The sequence below is a fragment of the Oribacterium sp. C9 genome, from assembly GCF_002007235.1.
Lineage (GTDB): Bacteria > Bacillota > Clostridia > Lachnospirales > Lachnospiraceae > Oribacterium.
Window position 1 is genome coordinate 58,013 of sequence record NZ_MUHW01000015.1, and the last position, 23,191, is coordinate 81,203.

The following is a 23,191-nucleotide window of genomic DNA, read 5'->3' on the forward strand; positions in this document are numbered from 1 at the left end:
TCCTTTAAATTTAGATTTGAACTTAATTCTTTATTTTATCGTTCATTTTAAATGGCTCATACGCTGTACCTGTCCATTCGAGACCAACCTGTCCTGAGAACTCAAGTACGTTAAGACGTACGCCATGTACTACTACTGAAAGGATACACATAACGATGTTGATTACGTGTCCGATGATCACAACTATAGCTCCCGCTATGATGAGCGGTCCGGAGGACATTCCGGCTGCCATGTTGTTGAAACTCTGTGAGATCGCAAGACCTGCCATTCCTACTGCAAAGAGTCTTATGTAACTCATTACGTTACCGAAACAGCTGATGGTGTTCAGGAAGCTTGTAAATGCTCCTCCGAGACCTGCCTTAACTCCCTCAGCAAAGCTCATTCCAGGAGCCATGCCGCTGAAAAGAACTACCAGCACGAAGCCTACTGCGATTGCCGCAAAGACCGGTGCGATCTGGATGCTCTCTCCTATTACCAGATAAAGTGAAAGGAGGTACATTCCAACGATAGTGATCATCCATCCTATATCCGATACAAAGCTTAGATCCTTTTCTCCCAGCTTCTTCTTTACAGCGAGCAAACTTCCGACTTCCATCTGCAATGCACCGATTGAGAATGAGAATTTCATGATGTTGTTCTGCTGTTCTGCTCCGGTGAGTCCGAAATATTCAGGATAGTTCGCAAATCCCGGAAGTACCATCGCCTTTAGGATAGGTACATTCATTGCCGATTCCATACCGAACCAGGTTCCTGTAACGGCACCCCAGATAACGGTTGAGATGGAAAGGACAAGAAGCAGGAATACAGGTGTTGTAAGCTTCTTGGTCTTTGCAATAATTACGATGGCGGCAATCAGGAAGATCATTCCGTATCCTCCGTCACCGATGATCATCGCGAAGAACAGTGCAAAGAATATCAGGAACCAAAGCGATATATCCGCCTCTCTGTAACCCGGAAGTATACCGAGCATATCATAAAGCGGTGAAATAAGCTTAGTCACCTTGTTATAACGGAGCTTTGTAGGGATGGTCTCATCTTCCGGTGAAACATCTTCTACGGCGTAAGCCCAGTTGTTTGTCTTAGCACCCGCCTTGAATGCCTCGAGATCAACCTCAGGGATATAACCGGATATCCAAACCAGCTTTTCATCACTCTCTGCGGTCTCACTGGCGGAAGAAAAATCTTCTTCGTTCTGTGCCTTCAGCATCTGAGACTGGAAGCTGTTCTCGTATACGGCTGTGTCCGTGAGTGTCTTGACACACTCGGATTCTTCCTTACGGAAGATATCCATATCCTTACGGAGTTCATCCAGTCCCTTTTCGGGAAGGGAGAATTCCGTTGCCGGAATATCCGGCGGAAGTGTTCCGATTACTGCAAGTGTATCGGTCTTTTCTACTGATGCGAGTCTGATGGCCTTAATGTTTTCGTCCTGCAGTATCTGCTCACACTCAGCCTGACCAACCCTGTAAAAATGGAGGTCGAAACCGAGCTTCTTCAGCTCTCGTACATCAGAAGGAGAAAAACTGCCCCATGGCTCGATTCTTTCGATCTCAGCCGCGGTAGTAGATATCTCCTGAGAAAGACTGTCTTTTTTGCTGAGTGCCGCTTTGGCACTCTTGTACATTTTGTCAAATGCTTCATCAGAAAGAACCGGAGGTGTTGTCGTGGTTTCTTTTGATTTTTTGTCCGGCGCGTAATCGAGAAGTCGAGAAACTGTTTTTGCAAGATCACTGAACTTTTCGGTTGCAGCGTGGGTTGCGCTCTTCCTCTCTTTAATGTGCAGGAGACCTAAATCACGTAAGCCCTCCAGCATTTCGTCTTTATGAGAAACAGTGGTAACGACGTGGACCATTTTCATCTTTTCTATCATCGGCCTACCTCCACAAGTTTCTTCTTTGAAATCTTTCCGCGTACAACTGCGGCAGTCTGCTGGTCACCGAGATAAACACCGATGACGCGGATATTTTCCTTTGCCTCCGGTATCTTGACCTTCTCGAAGAGGTTTACTCTCTGGGATGTGGAACGAAGTTCCTTATCCAGAAGTTCTACCTGTTTTCTCAAAGTAGATACCAATGCATCCAGACGCGCAATCTCACGCAGCTTTATAAGTGCAGTGTCGACCCATAAAGGATAGTCGTCAACGCTGTAGGATATATCTTTGAAGGTGAGCTCCTTGAAAGCCGGAAGCTTTACACCGGCGATGTTCTCAGTCGTAACAATTACTTTGTCCGGCTGCACCAGAGTGTTCAGCTGCTTTTCAGCATCGAAAAGTGTATTCTCAGCGAAAACAGCGATCCAGTCATCAAGGTTTCCTATCATATCCTCGCGTTCGGCCTGCTTCTTTTCAAGATCAGCCTTTATCTGCATGATTACCGACTGCAGCTGCTGCTTTTTAAGCTGCAGGGTAGGCAGATATCGTTGATACTGTTTCAGGTGATCTTTCTGCACTTTCTGTTCATTTTTAGTGAGTTTGATCGCCATAAACTGCTCCTTTAATCATCCAATGTCTTTGGCCATCTTTCCTTGATAAGACTTGTCTTAAGACCGGTTTCGTTAGGCTCAAAGCAATCTGCAAGGATTTCCCATCCGAGATCAAGAGCAGCTTCCAGCGGAATGTTTACACTGAGGTCCATAAGCTTGGACTCGAACATCTCACCATACTTCAGAAGCTTGTCATCCCATGCACTCATGGTAAAGCCCATTGACTTCTTCTCAAGACTTTCCTTGTACTGTGCATAAAGCTTGATCATACCATCCATCAGTGCACGATGGTCATCACGGGTCTTGCCGTTAACGTTCTGCTTAAGTCTGGACAGGGAACCGAATGGCTCGATGTGTCCGTTCTTTAAGTAGAACTGACCCTCTGTGATATATCCTGTATTATCAGGTACAGGGTGTGTAACGTCATCACCCGGCATGGTAGTAACACCGAGAATAGTGATGGAACCTGCGCCTTCGATGGCAACCGCCTTCTCGTAACGGGAAGCGAGCATACTGTAAAGATCTCCCGGGTAACCACGGTTTGAAGGAACCTGCTCCATGGTGATCGCGAGCTCCTTCTGAGCATCGCAGTAGCTGGTCATATCTGTAAGAAGTACAAGTACCTTCTTGCCCTCAAGAGCGAACTGCTCTGCAACGGCAAGTGACATATCAGGAACCAGTGTACTCTCAACTGTAGGATCCGCTGCAGTATGGATGAACATAACTGTGTGGCTCATAGCGCCGCCCTTTTCAAGAGTATCCTTGAAGGACAGATAGTCATCATACTTAAGACCCATACCACCGAGAACGATTACGTCAACCTCTGCCTGAAGAGCGATTCTTGCGAGCAGCTGGTTGTAAGGTTCTCCGGATACTGAGAAGATAGGGAGCTTCTGGCTCTCTACCAGTGTATTGAAGAGGTCGATCATCGGGATACCGGTACGGATCATCTTCTTGGGAACGATACGCTTTGCCGGGTTGAATGAAGGACCACCGATATCTATCATGTTATCCTTGAGAGCAGGTCCGTTATCTCTTGGGACACCTGCACCGTTAAAGATACGGCCTAAAAGGTGCTCTGAGAAGGACACCTGCATCGGTCTTCCGAGGAAACGTACAGGGTCGTTAGTACTTACACCCTGAGCGCCGGCGAAGACCTGAAGAGAAACCATATCACGGTCGAGCTTGATAACATTGGCATAGCTGTCACCAACCAGAGCGAGGTCTCCGTTACGGATGCCATCGGCCCTTACGGTGATAACATTGCCGACTATTGACTCAATTTTTGTATATACTTTCTGCATAAGACCTCCTAAGCTAATGCCTTTGATTTAAAGAAATCTGTGATCTTATTCTTCTGAGCTTCAAATTCAGGTGTTTCAAAAACAGTTCCGTGCCAATCGAGGAATTCCTGTCTTAACTGGTTGAAGAAAGAACGGATCTCATCTTTATCTTCGAGGTCATATTTAAGCATCAATGCTTCGTAGAGAACATCGAATTCGATTCTCTGTCTCTCAGGAAGACATGCTGCGTCGATAGGATCAAATGAGTTCTGCTGCAGATATACGGCATCAAGCAGCTCACCCTTCTGATAAGTGATGTAGTCTTCTGCTGTAGTACCTTCCTCACCGATAACCTTCATCATCTGGTTGATCTCGATACTTCTGCGGAGGATTCCACGAGCCTTCTCAACGAGATCCATATCGATGATTCCCGGATACTTTGACCATGACTCCATAGGGTCGATAGCAGGATACTTACGTGCATCGGATCTCTCACGTGAAAGTCCGTGGAAAGCACCTACGACCTTAAGAGTTGCCTGTGTAACAGGCTCTTCGAAGTTACCGCCGGCAGGTGATACTGTACCACCGATGGTTACGGAACCGATTGAACCATCCTTCAGACGAACCTTACCGGCTCTCTCATAGAAGGATGCGATGGTTGACTCGAGGTAAGCAGGGAAAGCTTCCTCACCAGGAATCTCCTCGAGACGTCCGCTCATCTCTCTCATGGCCTGAGCCCAACGTGATGTTGAGTCTGCAAGAAGGAGAACGTTTAATCCCATCTGTCTGTAGTACTCTGCGATAGTTACGGCTGTGTAGCAGGATGCTTCTCTCGCTGCAACAGGCATGGAAGAAGTGTTACAGATGATAACTGTTCTTTCCATAAGTGAACGGCCTGTACGAGGGTCATCCAGCTCAGGGAACTCTGTAAGAACTTCAACTACCTCACCGGCACGCTCTCCGCAGGCAGCGATGATAACGATATCTGCTTCACCGTTCTTAGCCTCCATGTGCTGAAGAACTGTCTTACCAGCTCCGAAAGGTCCAGGTACACAGAAGGTACCACCCTTTGCAACAGGAAGGAATGCGTCTACGCATCGAAGCTTCATGATAAGAGGCTCATCAGGCTTCAGTCTCTCTTCATAACAGCTGATAGGCTGCTTTACAGGCTGAGTGATGACCATGGAAAGCTCCTTCTCCTCTCCTGCGCCGTTTGCGATAACGCAGATGGTAGAACGAACATTGTATGAGCCCTTTTCCTTAATGGACTTAACTGTCCAGTCACTTCCCTTTAATGTGAACGGAACCATGATACGATGGGTGAAGATACCCTCCGGAACTGTTCCGATAGTGTCTCCGGCGGAAACAGAGTCTCCAACCTTTGCTACAGGAGTGAACTCCCAATCCTTGTTTGGAATAGCGTCAAGGTATACACCTCTCTGAAGGAAGAAACCACACTTTTCTGCAAGCTCAGGAAGTGGGTTCTGAAGTCCGTCATAGATCTGTGTCAGAATTCCCGGTCCCAGATCAACGCTCATCAGTTCTCCGGTGAACTCTACCGGATCCCCGATTTTGATGCCGTTTGACATCTCATAAATCTGCATACTGGCTACACCGTTAGTAATACGGATGACCTCGCCCTTCAGACGCTTGTCATCTACAAGAATATAACCAACCTCATTCTTGCGGACAGCGCCTTCGAAGCTGACATTCGCCAAGTTACTGTTGATGCCAGTCACATGTCCTGTTACTGTTTCCATATAAGTCTCCCGATAAATTTATCAAAATTACAAATTGTAAACACGCTGCTGTACCTCACTGAGTAGCTGTCTGAATTCCGAAGAACCCTTGTCGTGATCAAAGCAGCCCTGACGTTCGAGTAACTTCAGCTTCACAGCATATCCGAACAATACATAATCGTCGAACATGTGAAGACCTACAAGCTCGTCAAGCTGCTGGAACTCATAATCCAGCATGATTTTCTCTGCCTCGAGTGGGTCCTTAGCTGCCAGTGCGGAGCTTACAACCTGAGCAGTCATGAAGTCCTTATTTGCCGGAGCGGGATAAGATTTTCCCAGTTTCATGCTTCGCTGATAATTAAGCTCTTTTGTCAGTGAACCATAAACGCGGTTCCACTCCTTTACGAGAGGACCGTCAGTTGAAGAAAGTGTAAGGTCTCTAAGGAGCCTGTACTTATCTTCGCTTACTGTTGACACACACAAATCAAGGAATTCCTGATAGCTGAGAGGCATTTCTCCGTCACTTCTGAGTTCCGGCAAGCTCGATACTAGATAATAATATGCAGCCATCATTCACCTCCCGTTAGATGTCAAGGTTTCTGAAGTACGGCATCACCATCTCGGCAATTTCAGCTTCGGTACAATCAAAATATCCGGATCCATCCTTTGCTGCGAGACGGAATCCTGCCTTGACGCCCTTTGTAGGTTTGATCTCAAGACCATCCTTGATCTCCTGTGCCAGCTGGCTCTTTAAAGCATCTGAAACCTCAGCTATCTCTGCGGTGTACTTGGATACATCCTCACCGGTGACAGCTGCTTTGATAAGTTTTCCGAGAGCTTCTCCGGTCAGCGCCTTTTTTACGTCATCCTTGAGAATTTTCTCGTATGCAGCCTGTACCTCTGTCTTAAATGCAAGCACAGCATCCCGTTTTGCCTGCTCGGCGCTGACAGAAGCACTTTCCTTCATGATTCCGATCTCCTTTTCAGCCGAAGCCTTCACGCTTTCAGCTTCAGCCTTAGCATCGGAAACAATTGCATCTGCTTTTTTCTTTGCTTCTGCAATGATAGATTCTGCTTGTGCGTTGGCAGCATCGATACCCTCTTTACGGATCGATGTGACCAAATCCTGAATCTGTAATTCCATAAGTTTCCTCCTAGTAAAAATCGATACGCTTTTTGATCATACTTTTCTACACTCATCGCTTGTACCACAGATAAAGCTAATGAAATTGCATATTAGTGATTTCTGTGCAAGGAATTAAGAGCAGATGCCGCCTGCCTGCATCCGTTCCGGGAAAAAGACGCGGTTTGACAGCTTACTTTAGTAACATCGGCGTAATTTGGAATAAAATTAGTTTTCATGATTTATAAAGCGTTAATATTTTTATGTAAAAAGAAAATTAATTTCTCCGCTACGATGTATACAATGATAAATTCTACACTAAATTTTTAACAATGGCAATAAAAGAGAGGGCTCTGATTATGCATAATCGTCTATTTTGTGAATGATATATAGCGTTATATTGTAGTTTGTGCCCAAAAAAGTCCCGGGCTGAAAATAGAAAAAATAGATGCTATCCCATTTTTTGAGCATATTTTTAATCAAAGTGGAGGAAACAAATATTGCCATGGTGAACTGTAAGCGGATAAGTGGGAGGAATTGTTAATTTAATAACGATAAATATTTTTGATGGATTTTATAAGTTTTTATCCTGTGTATTTTATAAATACATGGAAATCTGACATAAAAAAAGAGATAACTCACACCCTTAACAGGGAGTGAGTTATCTCTTCTTGGTCTATAGAAATTATTTCTATCAGGCGTTGGCTGTATTATCAGGCTGCTCTGCAGGCTTTTCTGCAGTAGCTGGAGCCGAAGCCTTGGTTTCTACAGCAGCTGCAGCCTTATCGGCTGTGGCAGGTGCTGCCGCAGCAGCCGGTGCCTTTGGAGCTGCCGGCTTAACCGGACGCTTACCTGTGATTGCACCTACAGGGCACTTCTGTGCACAGATGCCGCAATCCTTACACTTGTCATTCATAACTGCAAGACCGTCGATAACGTGAATTGCATCGAATGGACAGTTCTTTTCACACATTCCGCAGGCGATACATCCTACTGCACAGGCATCCTTGACGGTCTTGCCCTTCAGATGATTCTGACATGCAACTATGTGCTTCTTCTTATAAGGAACGAAATCAATGATATGCTTTGGACAAGCCTTTACGCAGGCGCCACAAGCTACACACTTCTCCTTATCTACCTTTGCTACTCCGTTTACGATGTGAATAGCATCGAACTTACAAGCCTTTACACAGGTGCCGTATCCACAGCAGCTGTATGGGCACTCTTTTTCAGAGCCGTTAGGTACTACAGAAAGATCTGAACAATCTGCGATACCTGTATAGTGGAAGGCCTGCTTAGCCTTTGTACAGTCACCCTGACATCTTACGAAAGCAACCTTCTTATCAGCTGTTTCGCCTGAAGCGTCAGTACCCATGATGGCAGCGATCTTCTCTGCTACAGGAGCACCTCCTACAGGACACTGATTAACAGGAGCGGCACCGCTTGCGATAGCCTTGGCACAACCGTCACAGCCCGGGAAACCGCAGGCACCGCAGTTATTACCTGGAAGCGCAGCTCTTACCTTTGCTTCTGTCTCATCAACTTCTACCTTGAACTTCTCGGAAGCAACTCCGAGGAACATTCCAAGGATCAAACCAGTCGCACCGACAAGTCCGGCAGCGACAATAATAAATGTAACTATCATGTCGTTACCTCCTTAAACCAGACCGGCAAATCCGAAGAATGCGATTGCCATAAGTCCTGCTGTAAGAAGTACTATCGGGGATCCCTGGAAAGACTTAGGGATGCTGTCATTGCCCTCGATAACGTTCTCACGGATAAATGCCATCAGGATAAGTGCAAGTGCAAATCCGATGGAGATACCAAGACCATAAACAAGACACTCTGCGAAATTGTATCCATAAGTTACGTTATTCAGTGCTACACCGAGAACGGCACAGTTTGTTGTGATAAGAGGAAGGAAAACACCGAGGGCGTCATAAAGACCCTTCATGTTCTTCTTCATGAACATCTCAACCAGCTGAACCAGTGCGGCGATTACGAGAATGAAAACGATGGTGGTGAGATACTCAAGACCATCCTTCAGACCGAGTGCCTTGCACAGAGGTGATGATGCAGCCATGAATGCCACGTAGATAGCGTGGGAAACTAAGGATGCAAGTACGATTACGAAGATAACGGCTGCGCCCATACCCTTTGAAGAATCTACTTTCTTGGATACACCGAGGAAAGCACAGATTCCGAGGAACTGGGCAAGTACTACGTTTGATACCAGTGAATATTTAATTGCAATTAACAGTAAATCGATCATTCTCATGCCTCCTTCTTCTCTTCAGAAGCTGGAGCTTCTTCTGTCTTGTTGAATGCGCCGAGTACATCACCTGATGTAACGAACTCAGGAACTTCCTCTCCGTTGTTTGTTGCGGATGGAAGTCTCAGCTTGTTCTGAAGCGCTGAAAGGAACGCAAGAACGATGAAAGCACCTGGAGCAAGGGCGAAGATACCGATGCTGAAATCAGAAGGGATAAGCTGGAATCCAAATACAGAACCCTTTCCGATGAGCTCACGTACTGCGCCGAGTACTGTCAGTGAGAATGTGAATCCGATACCCATACCGAGACCGTCACAGAAGGAAACGATAGGAGCATTGAAAAGCGCATATGCCTCTGCTCTTCCAAGGATGATACAGTTAACAACGATCAGAGGGATATAGATACCCAGTGACTCGTATACAGCAGGTGTATATGCCTGCATGAGAAGCTGTACGATGGTAACGAGAGATGCTATAACTACGATCTCGCCCGGGAGACGTACTCTGTTAGGAATAACGTTTCTTAATGCGGAGATCACCATGTTTGAAAACATAAGTACGGCGGTAGTGGAAAGACCCATACCGATGGCATTGAAGGCACTTGTTGTTGTAGCAAGTGTCGGACACATACCAAGCATAAGAATGAAGGTAGGATTTTCCTTGATGATGCCGTTATAAATTCTTTCAAGATACTTATTCATTTATCACGACCTCCTTCACTTTACGATATAGTTCTGTACAAACTCAGTTGCTGCATTTGTTGAGTTAACAACTGCAGTTGAAGTCATGGTAGCGCCGGAGATAGCGTCGATCTCGTTCTCTCCTGCTCCGCCGCCCTTCTTTACGCTGAGCTTTGTGCCCTTGCCTGCAAACTGCTCATAGAATGCCGGCTCAAGAGCTCTCTGACCGAGACCTGCTGTCTCAGGAAGTGTCTCAGGGAAGGAAATACCTGTTACCTTAAGGTCTGAATCTACACCGATTACAACTACAACGTTTCCGCCGTAACCTGCAGCCTGAGCCTTAACGATATATCCGATCTCAGCGCCTGTTGCGTCCTTTGCTGCTACTACAGATATAAGCTCTGCGCCGCCATTGTCGGCTGAAACAGTTCCGTCGCTCTTTGCAGTCTCGAGAGCATCATAGTAAGTTTCGTCATCATACTCTTCTGCTGCCATAACCTGCTGGTAGGAAGCGATAGTGGAAGCATTGTTTATAGCTTCGATCTGATCCTTGGTCATGCCGTATACCGCACCGAGGAGAAGTCCTGATACAAGTGTGATGGCTGTGAGGATGAGGGCATCTCTTACGAATGAATCTTTTTTCATTTCTTCTCGCCCTCCCTTCCGAATGCTACAGGTATAGTCTTTAAGTTAATGATAGGAACGATGATGTTGGTAAGGATGATCGCATAGGAAACACCTTCTGCTGAACCACCGAAAAGTCTGAAAAGACCTGTCATGATACCAAGGATCACACCATAAACTATCTGTCCGTTTGGAGTGATAGGTGATGTTACATAATCAGTTGCCATGAAGAAGGCACCGAAAATGAGTCCGCCGCCCAGGATCTCGCTTAAGAGATAGGTCATGTCGAATCCGTGTCCACCGAAAAGCAGTGTGAATACTGCTACTGTTCCGATATAAATAAGAGGAATCTTTGGAGAGATAACCTTCTTGATGATGAGGTAAGCTGCACCGAAAAGTAAGCAGAGCTTTGAAACCTCACCGATAGTTCCCGGTATACGTCCGAGGAACATGTCGCAAATGTTTATCTTCGCCATGTCTCCGCCTGCCTTGAGGTAAGCAAGAGGTGTAGCGCCTGAAAGTGCATCTGCGCCGATAGTTGTCCAACCGGTCATTTTGCCTGCAAAAGAGATAAGGAGGAAACATCTTGCACCGAGTGCAGGGTTCATCCAGTTCTTTCCGAGTCCGCCGTAAAGCATCTTGATAGCGATGATGGCAAATACTGCACCAACGCAAGGAATCCATACAGGGATATCAGGCGGGCAGTTAAGTGCGAGGATAAGACCTGTTACTGCTGCTGACCAGTCGCCTATGGTGATAGGCATCTTCATGAACTTCTCATATAAGAACTCGGATAACACAGCAACTGCTACGGTAAACAATACAACAAGTGCAGGATTGAGACCCCACTGGATGATACCGTAGAGTGTTGTAGGAATCATGGCGATAACGACATCACGCATGATCTCCGCTGTATTCACTTCATCACGAATGTGAGGATTTGAGGAAAGATTTAACATCTTTTTCATTTCTTCACCTCCTCAGTAGTATTTGTCTCTGCTGCCTTTGCTTCTTCTTCAGCCTTTGCCTTTGCGGCAGCAGCCTTACGCTCCGCATTCACACGGCGCTTCATCTCCTTGAAAGCCTGTGTAAGAGGTCTCTTTGCCGGGCATACATAAGCACAGCATCCACACTCTATACACTCCATTCCGTAAAGAGATGCGAACTTCTCTGTATTCTTGCTGAGAGAAGCTTTCATAAGCATGGTAGGAATGAGGTTCTCCGGACATGCTTCTACGCAACGACCGCAGTTGATACATGCAGTTGTTGGCTCTGCGGAAACCTGATCGTGAAGCAGTGCAATGATTGAAGATGAATTCTTTGCAACAGGAACATCAAGCTTGAAAAGAGGTATACCCATCATAGGTCCGCCGCAGATGATCTTTTCAGGGTCATCCTTGAAGCCGCCTGCCTGATCGATGATCTCCTGATAGCTCATACCGAGAGGTACCTTGAAGTTTGCAGGTTTCACAACAGCGTCACCTGTAACAGTGAGGATCTTGCGAACCAGAGGCTTAGACTCGCATACAGCCTCGTAGATCGCTACCATGGTGTCAGCATTGTCAACGATGCAGCCTGCATCGGCAGGAAGCATGGAAGAATTGATCTTGCGTCCGGTTGTGGCGAAAATGAGCTGACGCTCTCCACCCTGTGGATACTTTGTCTGAAGAGAAACAACTTCGATATTTGACTCGCCTGCAGCCTTCTCAGTAAGAAGCTTGATGGCATCAGGCTTGTTGTCCTCTATGCAGATCATGCCCTTTGCATTAGGGAAAAGAGAAAGCACGACTTTAAGACCTCCGATGATTTTCTCCGGGGTCTCCATCATGTCTCTGTAATCAGATGTAAGAAATGGCTCACACTCAGCGCCGTTCACGAGGAAATACTCGATCTTTGAAGCGTCCTTAGGCATGAGCTTTACGTGTGTCGGGAATCCGGCACCTCCGAGACCAACTATACCTGCATCCTTAACGATGTTAACGATCTCTTCGCTGCTGAGCTTGGTATAGTCTCTGGCCTGACCAAAGCCTTCGATCGTTTCGTACTGCTGGTCGTTTTCAACAACGATTGCGTCTACCATGGCTCCACCGGCAGAAAGACGCTTCTCGATAGCCTTAACGGTACCGGAAACGGAACATACTACCGTACTGGAAATGAATCCTGCTGCCTCAGCCAGCTTCTGACCAACCAGAACACGGTCTCCCTTAGCCACTAAAGGCTTCGCAGGAGCGCCGATATGCTGAGAAAGCGGATATACCATGAGTCCCTGCGGCTTAAGCTCTACTATAGCCTGATCCTTTGCAAGATCCTTGCCGTCATAGGGATGAACGCCACCCTTAAAAGTGGTAACACCCATGTTTATATACCTCCCAAAATAATTTCATAGACTGTTAGTATTATAACGAAACTTGCTAATCATAACAATAAAAAACGCAAATGTGTATTGTATTTAGTTCATATTTTATACAAAAAATTTGTTAATTTATTGTCGCTTTATACAAAAAAACAAGGCGTATTGCTTGAAATCTTCTGATTTGGGATATTGTATACAACAAATGCCGCGTGATTCGAAGCCGAAAGATTAAAAGACCGATGTTTCTTTGTAAAATTAATAAATATGCATTGTCCGTACATTAATACCTCGGTAGAAAGGAAAATGATTATTACATAAATATTCGGAATATACAGTATTATTTCCCGACGTAAATGAGTGACGGGTATATATTGGGATGTGAGTGTAAAAAGTTGATATCGAACCGCTATGCACTTTCGCTTATATTATATTGATATTTTGACAATAAAAAGGAGAACATGGCATCGCCATGCTCTCCCGTTTTTTTGTAAATAATGTAAATATCAAGAACCGGTATGGTATCGTCCGGTACTCTTCTCTTTCGAAGTGAGCCCCAAACGATCATAAAAACAAATCACTCTACTGTGACTGACTTTGCAAGGTTTCTAGGCTTATCAACATCGAGACCCTTGGCTACACTCACATAGTATGCAAGAAGCTGTAAAGGTACTACTGCAAGTGAAGTTGAGAAGTAAGGATTTGTTGTAGGAACATAGACGGTGAAGTCCGCTGTGTCCTCGATGTTGTAGTTTCCGTAGGTTGTGAGTCCCATGAGGTATCCGCCTCTGGATTTTACCTCTACCATGTTTGAAACTGTCTTCTCAAAAAGCTCAGGCTGAGTAAGTATTCCCACGATAAGTACACCCTTGTCGATGAGGGAAATGGTTCCGTGCTTCAGCTCTCCTGCCGCATAGGCCTCTGAGTGGATGTAGCTTATCTCCTTAAGCTTCAGTGAGCCCTCAAGACCGATGGCGTAATCAATTCCTCTTCCTATAAAGAATACGTCCTGAGTGTTTGCCTGTTTTGATGCGAACCACTGGATACGCTCCTTATCCTTCAGAGTTTCTTCGATCTTCTCCGGAAGTGCCTGAAGATCATTGATGAGCTCGTTGTAGGTAGTCTCATCGATCTCGCCTCTCACCTTTGCGAACTCCATGGCAAGGGCATATCCTGCGATGAGCTGTGTTGAGTAAGCCTTGGTTGTAGCAACCGCGATCTCAGGACCTGCTAAGGTATAGAAAACATTATCGGCTTCACGAGCGATTGACGAACCGATGACATTAACGATACCCAGAGTCTTAAGGCCTCTCTCCTTTGCCTCGCGGAGAGCTGCAAGTGAATCAGCAGTCTCACCGGACTGGCTAATGATGATAACGAGACCCTTTGGATCAAGGATAGGATTACGGTAACGGAACTCTGATGCCAGCTCTACGCGAACCGGAATTCTGGCAAGACCCTCAAGCACATACTGGCAGACAACGCCAACGTGGTAAGCTGAACCGCAGGCCACGATATAGATCTGGCTAATGTCTCTGATCTCTGCTTCACTGAGACCCACACTGCTGAGATCGAGCTTTCCATCCTTGAGAACTGAATTGATGGTATCGCGGACTGCCTTAGGCTGCTCGTGGATCTCCTTCATCATGAAGTGCTCATAGCCGCCCTTCTCTGCTGCCTGAGCATCCATCTTGATTTCAACAAGCTCCTTTGTCACAGGCTCCTGATCAAGTGAGAAGAACTCGGCATTGCCCTCTGTAAGCTTTGCGATCTCCTGATTGTCGATGTAGTAAACGTTCTTGCAGTACTTGAGGATGGCAGGAACGTCGGATGCGATGTATGTACAGCCGTCCTGAACACCGATGATCATTGGCGCGTCCTTACGTGCAACGTAGATCTCTCCCGGACAGTCTGTGAACATGAACTCAAGTGCGTATGAACCGCGAATTCGGACCATGGCACGGGAAATGGCATCGATAGGTCCCTGACCGTACTTCTGGTAATAGTAATCAACAAGGTTTACAGCTACCTCTGTGTCTGTCTCTGAATAGAACTGATAGCCATTTTTAAGGAGCTTATCTTTGATCTCCTGGAAGTTCTCGATGATACCGTTGTGAACTGCAACCACCTGATGATGGAAGCTCATGTGAGGGTGAGCATTGGTCTCGCTTGGCTCACCGTGGGTTGCCCATCTGGTGTGACCGATACCGCAATCGCCCTTAAGAGCCTTTCCGTCATCTGTCTTCTCTGAAAGGTTCTTGAGGCGTCCCTTTGCCTTAACTACTTTTATTTCTGATTTTTCGTTTCTGACGGCGATACCTGCTGAGTCATATCCTCTGTACTCCAGCTTGCTGAGTCCGTCCAAAAGGATAGGTGCCGCCTGTTTATTTCCTACAAAACCTACAATTCCACACATAATAAAAAATCTCCTCTCTCATTGAACAAAGATGATATGTGAAGAGGATGCTAAAAAAATCAGCAACATATCAAAACTGATATAGCAAATCTTTCCCGGACATTATATGCCTGAATCCTGAAAGGAACCTGCAAAACAGAGGATTCCAAAAACAGGTCAGGTTTGAATGCAACAAAAGAAAGAGGCTACTACACCGTCTCTTCTACACATATATCAAAATGTCAGTGAGTGAGAAAATTTCTGTTACGGTTTTGATTCCGCTTTTTCTTTTTTCTCTTTCGATTCACAATTCCGTGACAGCATCCGCCGAGTCTTTCGATAACTGTCATCCTCGTCGACCAATTACGGTCCTGGCGCTAACGAGAGATTATTTCCTCCATATATTAAGTCTCTTGTTTGGTCGTACTATAACATAAAATGCATGATACGGCAAGTCGAGGGGAAGCTGCGGTGCGTTGGCGGGCATGGAGCCTGAGTTATGTAAAAAGCCGGATTCGAAGATGGCGCACATCCTTTAGAAAACAGGTGTGCAAATATTGCACATTAAAAGACGATGAATGTGCAAAAACAGCATTTTGCGTTAAAATATAGATTGTGTTGTCATAGTTTATGGGATGACATGGCATATCGTATATTGTGCTTTTTAAAGGAAGCAACACTTAAAGACAGCAACACTTTACAAAATTGGGGATATTTATGAGGACAGTTGTGGCAAAATTCGGCGGTACATCACTGGCTGACGCCGGCCAGTTTCAAAAGATAAAATGCATCCTGGAAAAGGATCCATCAAGAAGGTTCATCGTGGCATCTGCTCCGGGAAAGCGATTTCCGGATGATATAAAGGTGACTGATATGCTGCTCGGATGCTATCAGCATGCAAAAAACGGGGAGGATTACGAGAAGGATCTAAATGATATAAAGAACCGTTTTCAGGATATCATTGACGCCCTGAATGTTGACTTTCCTCTTTCGAATGAAATAGACATTATCAGAAAACATCTCAGTGAAGAGCCTGACAGTCAGTATATGGCAAGCCGGGGCGAATATCTTAACTCTCAGATTCTTGCCGCATACCTTGGATTCACATTTGTAGATCCCGCATGGTGTGTCTGTTTTAATGAAGACGGATCCCTTGACTCTGCCATGACAAAACGTGCCATGAGCGCTGCTCTCCGTCCGCTGAAGAATGCTGTTGTGGCAGGTTTTTACGGGGCTGATTCGGAGGGAAGGATCCATACCTTTTCAAGGGGCGGTTCCGATGTGACAGGAAGCCTTGTGGCAAGTGCGATCCAGGCAGATCTTTATGAAAACTGGACTGATGTTTCAGGACTTCTGGCTGCGGATCCGCGTATAGTTGATTCACCGAAGTCTGTTGAGTATCTGAGCTATCGTGAACTTCGTACTCTCTCCTATATGGGTGCCTCGGTCCTTCACACAGATGCGGTACTTCCGGCATCAAACCTCGGAATTCCTATAAATATCAGAAATACAAACAGCCCTGATGATCCCGGAACCACCATCGTAAGAAAACTTCCCGAGGGAAAGATCAAGTATCCTGTTGTTGGAGTAGCCGGACGTCTCGGAATGTCTGTGATTCAGGTAGAGAAGGTCATGGTCAGTGACGGCTCAGGCTTCAGCGCCGTTATGCTGGATATCCTCAGGGAGCGGAACCTTCCATTCGAGCAGTGTCTGACGGGTATAGACACCATCACTCTTGTCATCAGAAGCGATCTTCTGGAGACTTGCAAGGATGAACTTATGGAGGAGATCAAAACAAAACTAAGCCCTGATTATCTCGGCATCAAAGAAAACTTAAGCATGATAGCCGTTGTGGGAGAAAGAGGCACAGAGACCAGTGATGCCAATGTCAAGGTCCTCCGCGCTCTCGATGAAGCCGGTATCGAAATAAGCACCATAAATCAGGGAGCCGGAAAACTGAATCTCCTTATAGGCGTACCTGAGGAAAGATACAGAGATGCAATTCGAGCAATATATGCCTCTATTGACAGTTCACTTAACGAAGCTCAGTAGTCGTTCGGTGATCGACACTTACGTCGATCAGATTCAAGTAAAAAATTAAGCTTCTCTTTAGCCGCACGATTCTGTGACTGCATCCGCAAAGTTATTCGATAACTATCATCATTGATTTACTGATTCCAACGTAAAATACGGCAACCCGAGAGGGTTGCCGCAGATTAGGAATATATACGAATCTGATATCGACTTATGAAACTTAAATCATAAAATTTAATCCCAATATGAAGTAGACTCTACTTTGATAGAGCCGTTACATTTTGGGCAGTTAAGTTTTTCCAGATCTTCAGGAAGAAGTTCCAGTTCCTTTCCGCAGTTTGGGCAGGCTTCAGCAAACTTTTTATCATCCAGTACGATGGATGGCACACTGATGATATTCTTACATGTATTGCATATACATAATCGATAAGCAAATCCATATGGCGGAATAGGGGTATCCTTGATCATGTTTTTAACATGAGCGGTGTATCTGGATTTGAAACTATTTACAACAAATTTACGGTCACTTGCCATCAAGCCGTACCCCAGTTTGATGTCCCACTTTGAATTACATTTTGTACATACTAATTCATGACTGATCCCCATTGTTACTAGAAACTCCTTTTGTTATGGTATTTAAAGCTTATCCAAGCAGTGCCAGAACTCCCTGCGGAGTCTGATTTGCCTGTGCAAGCATGGATTGTGAGGCCTGAAGAAGGATATTGTTTTTGGTATATTTCGTTATTTCCTTAGCCATATCCGTATCGCGAATTCGTGATTCTGCGGAAGTCACGTTTTCATTTGAAATCTTAAGGCTATTTATGGTGTGTTCCAGTCGGTTCTGCTTTGCTCCAAAGTATGCCCTTGTTAGTGAAGTGTAATTTACGGCAGATCTAAGCGTTTCTATAGCCTGATTTGCATTGGAACGTGTCAGAACATTGGTGTCGCCGAGCCCCAATCCTTCAGTGGACATGTCAAATCTGAAAATCGTTATGGTCTCAGATGCAGATGCGCCGATCTGAAGAGTGACATCACCGCCAACTGTGCCGAAACTTGTGGTATTTACATTATCAACTATAAAATGAGTTCCGGTATACTCGTTATAGTAAGAAGGGATATTTATGGAAGAACCTAATCCGTTCACTACACTTCCGCTTCCGTCAACACCGGCTTCCTGCGCGACATTTATAAGGAAATTAACAAAGTTATCATTTGAGTTGCTTCCTGAAAAGTGTCCCATCAGTTCAGATTCTGTCTTACCGGTTGTTGCATATATGGCATCCTCCAGAGATTTATGATTATTGATGATCTCATTAAATATTTTATCTATGCCGGAGATTATCTTTGCTGCATTACCCGTCTCACCTAAGGTTATCGTGCCATCGGGTGCTGCGCTTCCGCTTGCGAGATAGCCGATATATGCAGTCATAAGGGCACCTGTACCGTAAACTTCGCCTGTAGGAGAACCATGATTTCCCAAAGCGTTTTTCATATGCGCTATTCGTTCTGAATCTGTAGTTAAGGATGTAGATGCATTAGCTCTTATATTGGTGTTTCATCCTGCAGTAAAAATACCGCCTGCCAATTGAGCCGTTCCTTCAGTAAACCATAAATTGTCTGAAGCCTTTAAAGCAGTCATCGATGTACCGGCATTGGCGAGAGCTACCCCCATGACTCCATGCATGACTTCGTGAGAAAGCGTAGATTCTTTGGTCGCAGTGTTGATTGAGTCAATTTTATCTACATCGACATTTACGTTGATCAATCCCTGACCAGATGAAACGGTTCCGCCGGCGGTTGCAAGTGTTGAACCGGGTAAGCTTTTTATAGTGATGTTAACTTTTGAGTCCGGATATCCGGTTTTCAGTGTATTAAACGAATCAAGAATATCTTCTCCTGAGTTACAAACTATGTTTGAAATATCTTTTACGATCTGGTCGACCTCGTCGGTAGTCAGTACAGATGCTACCTTGTCTATCTCGCCTGCTGCATGGAGACCGTTTAAAAGATTGATTCCATTAAACTCTGTGGAGGCAGAAATACGGTCTATTTCCTTCTTTAATTCTTGTAATTCCGCATCTATGTTTTTTCTGACATCATCTTTGTAGGTGTCATTTGCAGCCTGTGTTGCCAATGTTGTACCACGTTCAAGCATGGAATGAACTTCAGATAGAGCTCCTTCTGCGATCTGAATCATAGAAATGCCATCTTGAGCATTGGTCTCTGCCTGATTTAGACCATTGATCTTATTTCGCATGGACTCGGAAATAGCAAGTCCTGCAGCATCATCTGCTGCGCGGTTTATTTTATATCCGGTGGAAAGCTTCTCCAGATTTTTATTCAGATTAGTCCTGTTATAAGAAAGATTCCGGCCTGAGTTTATCGCCGGAACGTTATGCTGTAGTACCATGACGCGCCCTCCTTGGCAAAAAAATCCATTAGTTTATAACTCATTATCGACCGTTTTTTGATTTATATAAGATTATCTTCTAAACCTGTAAGATGATTTTTCAGTTTCCTTCTGTGCCGGTTCTTTGCCTTTTCCGCATGAAGTTAAACAGATAAGCATTCGACACTTTAGGGACATTTAAAAACTCCTCGCCCTTTGGACGAGGAGTTAGTGTGAAGTGTTATGTTTAAGTACAATTTTCTTCTGCCGCGGATTTAATTGCTTTTCTTTTCGGAATTCTGACCTTTTTCAGGTCTTCTGCCATGGTTACCGACGTGGTCATCGTTTCCGGAATCTCCGCCGCGGTTATTCTTTGGTTCACCACCTCCCTGGCTTCCCATATCACTGATGGTGATGCCTGAGGCATCCACTCTGGCAGATTCATCCTGCTCATCGGTTTTTGCAGAGAGCTCACCGTTAAGCTGCTTTTTGATGCTCTCGGCTCTCAGGGCGATAAACTCCTTGATGGTCTCAAATGCAGTCTTAAACTCATCGGCAGTGTAGAAAGCTGTGGCATCCTTCTCCACATACGGAAGAAGCATCTCATAGAGTCTGTCAAGCTCTGCTGTGAATTCATCGGAGGTCACATACTCAACAAGTTCCGCAAATCTTTCATGATACTTCGTAAGATACTCATCACTTGAAGTGATCCATGACCACATAGGTCTGTCATCTTTCTGAGCGCCGGAAAGAGGTGAATCTATACCATAGTTGATGATATAAGTTGCATTGTTCTCACTGTTCTTTGATGCTTGCTTTCCGGAATTTTTGTCCACTGCTGAATGAGTTTTGGAATTATCTCCGGATTTATCAGATGATGCGGAGTTGTTCTTGTCAGTGGAGCCGCCATTCTGATCGGCATTTGCATTATCAAACGGATTACCCTGTGGTCCGCCGCCCATGTTCATGAAAGCGCCGAAAGCAAGGTTATAGTCCCATGGAATCATCTGGAGCTTACCGTCTGCCTCATAGAGGTAATAATTGTGAAGCATGTTTCCGGTGTAGCTGTCGTAATTCATGACGAAGTTGTGGACAACGAAATAGTTGATGACGCTGTCAATGTCTACACTATCCGAAACATTACCCTCAGAGAGGTTCTTCAATGCTGCGATGAGTCGCTTCTGATCCTCTTCATTCACCTTTGTCTCAGCATTGTCAAAGATATCTGAATAGCTTTCTATCTCATCATCAGTGTACTTGAGTGATGCACCTGAATCATTTCCACCGAAACCGCCGGGACCACCGAAACCTTCAGGAATTTCGCCATTTCCAAAGGAAGGCATCTGGCCATCAAAGCCTTCCGGTGCTCCATCAGGTCTTCCGCCCTTTTCACCGAATTCCGGCATCTGTCCGTCAAATCCCTCGGGAGGCTGCATTCCGCCCTTTCCGGGGCCACCATTTCCCATGTTGGCGAGTCCTGCCGTCTCAGGCTTGTAAAGCTCACCCTCTGAATTTCCGGTTCTTTCAAGGAAAGAATCATCCACATCCTCGATGGCGAGATACAGTCCCTGACTTTCACCGTTCACAGTCACATTGATGAAGCTGGTAAGAGGGGCAGCCACATCCATATGATTGAAAAGCTGATAGCTGAGATAATCCTTTATATATGTGGCATCAGCATAGATGTTGTTGAGATTCAGCTTGTCGAGACCGTAGTAGGTCTGGTCATCCACGTACTTTCCGAAATTGATCTTGAAGCTGTATCTGTCAGTTGTGTCATCCGATGCGATAGAGGAAAGAGAAGTATTTCCCTTGGTGGATAGTGCTACTTCATCCACTTTCTCGCCATCTATGGTGACATTGACCTTGTACTTGGTCTTGTCTGTCGGGTTCGCGATGAGATCCGACCAGTCATCCTCTGCTATTTCGATAGCAATGGTATGGACATAGCTCGTGTCAAAAAGCTTTGAAACATATTCGGAAGCTGTTGTGGAGGAAGCGGTATCTGAAACGGATTTTCCGGATTTTTCATGAGATGTTTCCGAGGATTCCATAGTACTTTCGTTTGCTGTGCTTTCCTGAGCTGCTGTAGCAGCCTGAGGTACAGAATTTCCGCAGGCTGACAGTATCAGGGCTCCGCTGAGGGCCATGGCAGTCAGACCGTAAATTTTTCTTCGCATGATATTCCTTTCTGATCAGACAGGGGGCTTGATCATATGTACTTATATTTAAGACGGCTTCCGGAAACAGTATCCTGTGCTGCTGACAGCAGAGGATTTTCAGCGTCGATTTCAGGATAGTCTTATGTTTCGATATCATCATTAAAGCACGCGAAACTGAAACGTAACTTAAAAGAAAAGGACTATTCCTGTTTTTATCGGAATAATCCTTTTCGAAAAAATCATTCGGCTTAGTTCAGCTGACTGCACCTGAATGGTTGTAAAATCCTATATTGGACCGCTACGTGCTTCGCACTCTCGCGTTACGCCCACATTCCGCACTAGCAGATCGATAAATAGTTATTTCATGCTTTCTGGGAACGTCAGACCTTTCCGGTATTTTTTTTTGCCTGAGAAGCGGCTTCCCCTTCATTTGTTACTTCGTTTGATGCGGTACCGCCTTCAGCCGGTACTAGTGCGGAGTTGTCTGCTGCCGGAGCAGAAGCATTGACAGCTGCCTGAGCTGAGTTTCCGGTTGCTGCGCCCGGATTCTGTGCGTTTATACCACCGTTCAGTTTTGCGGCCATGGCTTCGGCCTTTTTTGCGGCCTTCTTTTTATGACCACGGATGATTGCGCGGCCGATGAACCAGAATATAGCACAGAGAACTGCCCAGAAGAACAGGATAGGAAGACTTGAAAGGAACCATACAAGGAAGTCAGTGATGGCATCCATGAGATCACCGAGATTGTTTTCAAATCTTGAGGAAACGCGATCCCAGAAGGTGGTCTTTTCAGTCGGTGTGTAAACCTTTGCTTCGGTAATGTCTACATTAACGGTGGAATATTCTACCTGATTGTCATACATGCGTAGATCTGACTCGAAGCCGTCCAGCTCATATCTGATATCAGAGAGACGTTCCTCAATGGTGATGATGGCGTCAACCGACTCTGCCTGGGCGATGAGCTCCAGAAGTCTGTCATATTCCTCTTTGAGAGCCTTTTTACGGGATTCTGTGTCGTGGTATTTTAATGTTATGTCCTGGCTGTTTTCGTACTTTCTTGTGAGGTTGGCACCGCCTTCAGTAAAGTCAAGGAAGGTGTCGAGGTTTGGCTTGGGGATACGAAGCGTGAAGTAAGCCGAGCGTCTGGTGCTGGTCTTTTCGTTGCCGCTGATGTCGCTTGATTCCACATAGCCACCGAGTTCAGTGGTCTTATGCTGAATGTCCTGTACAAATGTATCGAACTCGGTTGTCTCAAAGGTGAGGCTCACAGTTCTGATGAGCTTTCTGTCTGAAGGAACCTTTGAAGGATCTACGCCCTCCTGGATATTGCCGGTGCTTCCTGAATTGTCGGTTCGGGCTGAACTTGCCCCCTCTTCCATCGCCTCGGTGTCAGCCTCATAGAAAGAATCCGAATTATCTGCCATCTTTGCAGAAAGCATGGGAGCTCCTGCCATTTCAGGCGCGGCAATTTCTTCCATAGCCGCAGATTCTGCGGAACGTTCTGAATTTGACCTATAGCTGGAGGAAGCGGCTCTTCCGCCTCCACAGGCTGTAAGGGAAGATGTGGCTATCATGGCAGCCATAAACAACGCAGCGGCACGTGCCAGCTTTTCAGAACTCATAATGTTAAAAGATCTTTTTCTCATTTGTATTCTCCCT

The 23,191-nt window shown here is 45.6% G+C and carries 19 protein-coding genes; 1 reads left to right on the plus strand and 18 read right to left on the minus strand.

Translation table 11 applies throughout. The features are described from left to right. Window positions 1–22: 22 nt before the first annotated feature. The 13 genes from BXO88_RS10435 to glmS all read right to left on the minus strand — a co-directional run bounded on the left by BXO88_RS10435 (window position 23) and on the right by glmS (window position 14,968). Entirely contained in the window at window positions 23–1,870 is a 1,848-nt protein-coding gene (locus BXO88_RS10435; RefSeq protein ID WP_078037671.1) for a V-type ATP synthase subunit I, read from the minus strand. Continuing rightward, a complete protein-coding gene (locus tag BXO88_RS10440; protein WP_078037672.1) occupies window positions 1,867–2,481 on the minus strand; it encodes a V-type ATP synthase subunit D in 615 nt (204 codons plus the stop codon). Before BXO88_RS10440 ends, BXO88_RS10435 begins: the two co-directional genes overlap by 4 nt. Before the next feature lie 11 nt (window positions 2,482–2,492). Continuing rightward, complete coding sequence (locus BXO88_RS10445; protein WP_036610188.1) at window positions 2,493–3,785, minus strand: V-type ATP synthase subunit B; 1,293 nt, start codon at window positions 3,783–3,785, stop codon at window positions 2,493–2,495. A gap of 8 nt (window positions 3,786–3,793) precedes the next feature. After that, window positions 3,794–5,524 (minus strand): V-type ATP synthase subunit A, encoded by a 1,731-nt coding sequence (locus tag BXO88_RS10450; protein ID WP_078037673.1) that lies wholly within the window; start codon window positions 5,522–5,524, stop codon window positions 3,794–3,796. Between the two features lie 27 nt (window positions 5,525–5,551). Further along, the gene (locus BXO88_RS10455) at window positions 5,552–6,073 is read right to left on the minus strand and encodes a DUF2764 family protein (protein WP_044994618.1); all 522 of its coding nucleotides are present in this window, start codon (window positions 6,071–6,073) and stop codon (window positions 5,552–5,554) included. A gap of 13 nt (window positions 6,074–6,086) precedes the next feature. Beyond that, entirely contained in the window at window positions 6,087–6,647 is a 561-nt protein-coding gene (locus BXO88_RS10460; RefSeq protein WP_078037674.1) for a hypothetical protein, read from the minus strand. Between the two features lie 673 nt (window positions 6,648–7,320). Continuing rightward, window positions 7,321–8,271, minus strand: a complete 951-nt coding sequence (locus tag BXO88_RS10465; RefSeq protein WP_078037675.1) for an RnfABCDGE type electron transport complex subunit B — start codon at window positions 8,269–8,271, stop codon at window positions 7,321–7,323. Between the two features lie 12 nt (window positions 8,272–8,283). Beyond that, on the minus strand, window positions 8,284–8,898 hold the full coding sequence (locus BXO88_RS10470; protein WP_078037676.1) for an electron transport complex protein RnfA: 615 nt from the start codon (window positions 8,896–8,898) through the stop codon (window positions 8,284–8,286). Between the two features lie 2 nt (window positions 8,899–8,900). Continuing rightward, window positions 8,901–9,599, minus strand: a complete 699-nt coding sequence (gene rsxE, locus BXO88_RS10475) for an electron transport complex subunit RsxE (RefSeq protein ID WP_078037677.1) — start codon at window positions 9,597–9,599, stop codon at window positions 8,901–8,903. A 15-nt stretch (window positions 9,600–9,614) separates the two neighbouring features. Continuing rightward, window positions 9,615–10,223 (minus strand): FMN-binding protein, encoded by a 609-nt coding sequence (locus tag BXO88_RS10480; protein ID WP_078037678.1) that lies wholly within the window; start codon window positions 10,221–10,223, stop codon window positions 9,615–9,617. Beyond that, window positions 10,220–11,170 (minus strand): RnfABCDGE type electron transport complex subunit D, encoded by a 951-nt coding sequence (locus BXO88_RS10485; RefSeq protein WP_078037679.1) that lies wholly within the window; start codon window positions 11,168–11,170, stop codon window positions 10,220–10,222. Before BXO88_RS10485 ends, BXO88_RS10480 begins: the two co-directional genes overlap by 4 nt. Next, window positions 11,167–12,558 (minus strand): electron transport complex subunit RsxC, encoded by a 1,392-nt coding sequence (gene rsxC / locus BXO88_RS10490; protein ID WP_078037680.1) that lies wholly within the window; start codon window positions 12,556–12,558, stop codon window positions 11,167–11,169. Before rsxC ends, BXO88_RS10485 begins: the two co-directional genes overlap by 4 nt. A gap of 571 nt (window positions 12,559–13,129) precedes the next feature. Then, entirely contained in the window at window positions 13,130–14,968 is a 1,839-nt protein-coding gene (gene glmS, locus BXO88_RS10495) for a glutamine--fructose-6-phosphate transaminase (isomerizing) (protein ID WP_078037681.1), read from the minus strand. A 696-nt stretch (window positions 14,969–15,664) separates the two neighbouring features. Here glmS and BXO88_RS10500 point away from each other — a divergent pair. Further along, on the plus strand, window positions 15,665–16,999 hold the full coding sequence (locus BXO88_RS10500) for an aspartate kinase (RefSeq protein WP_078037682.1): 1,335 nt from the start codon (window positions 15,665–15,667) through the stop codon (window positions 16,997–16,999). A gap of 216 nt (window positions 17,000–17,215) precedes the next feature. Here BXO88_RS10500 and BXO88_RS10505 read toward each other — a convergent pair whose 3' ends face one another. The 5 genes from BXO88_RS10505 to BXO88_RS10525 form a co-directional block, all read right to left on the minus strand. Next, window positions 17,216–17,587 carry a hypothetical protein gene (locus BXO88_RS10505; protein WP_078037683.1) on the minus strand — a complete coding sequence of 124 codons (372 nt, stop codon included), beginning with the start codon at window positions 17,585–17,587 and terminating at the stop codon, window positions 17,216–17,218. A 37-nt stretch (window positions 17,588–17,624) separates the two neighbouring features. Continuing rightward, window positions 17,625–18,473 carry a flagellin gene (locus tag BXO88_RS10510; protein ID WP_078037684.1) on the minus strand — a complete coding sequence of 283 codons (849 nt, stop codon included), beginning with the start codon at window positions 18,471–18,473 and terminating at the stop codon, window positions 17,625–17,627. A gap of 63 nt (window positions 18,474–18,536) precedes the next feature. Then, window positions 18,537–19,391 carry a flagellin N-terminal helical domain-containing protein gene (locus BXO88_RS10515; RefSeq protein WP_078037685.1) on the minus strand — a complete coding sequence of 285 codons (855 nt, stop codon included), beginning with the start codon at window positions 19,389–19,391 and terminating at the stop codon, window positions 18,537–18,539. A gap of 254 nt (window positions 19,392–19,645) precedes the next feature. After that, window positions 19,646–21,550: a CotH kinase family protein gene (locus BXO88_RS10520; protein WP_078037686.1), complete on the minus strand. Its 1,905-nt coding sequence runs from the start codon at window positions 21,548–21,550 to the stop codon at window positions 19,646–19,648. A 362-nt stretch (window positions 21,551–21,912) separates the two neighbouring features. Continuing rightward, a complete protein-coding gene (locus BXO88_RS10525) occupies window positions 21,913–23,178 on the minus strand; it encodes a DUF4349 domain-containing protein (RefSeq protein ID WP_078037687.1) in 1,266 nt (421 codons plus the stop codon). Window positions 23,179–23,191 lie beyond the last annotated feature (13 nt).